The organism is Streptomyces macrolidinus (genome assembly GCF_023887685.1).
GTDB lineage: Bacteria > Actinomycetota > Actinomycetes > Streptomycetales > Streptomycetaceae > Streptomyces > Streptomyces macrolidinus.
The window spans coordinates 1-393 of sequence record NZ_JAMWMR010000116.1 but is presented as its reverse complement, the minus strand read 5'-3'; the positions used below and the strand labels follow the sequence as shown (position 1 = coordinate 393).

At 72.8% G+C, this 393-nt stretch carries 1 protein-coding gene; it reads left to right on the top strand.

Annotated features, from left to right (window positions below):
• A partial coding sequence (locus NGF19_RS30475; protein ID WP_252429180.1) for an acyl carrier protein occupies positions 1 to 393 on the top strand: 393 nt, incomplete at both ends.

Sequence of the window (393 nt, the reverse complement as noted above, 5' to 3'; positions counted from 1 at the left end):
CGTGCGGCGGCGGTGCTGGGGCACGAGTCCGCGGCCTCGGTGGGTGCGGAGCGGGCGTTCCGGGATCTGGGTTTCGACTCGCTGACGGCGGTGGAACTGCGGAACGCGCTGTCCTCGGCGACGGGGCTGCGGCTTCCGGCAACCCTGGTGTTCGACTACCCGACTCCGGTGGCGCTGGCGGAGTTCCTGGTGTCGTCGCTGGTTTCGTCGGTGGCGGTTGCGCCTGCTGCCGTGGCGCCGGTGGCGGTCGGAGCGGACGAGCCGATCGCGATCGTGGGGATGGCGTGTCGGTTCCCGGGCGGGGTGCGCTCGCCGGAGGACCTGTGGAAGCTGCTGAGCGCGGGCTCCGACGCCATCAGCCCCTTCCCGACCGACCGCGGCTGGGACATCGAC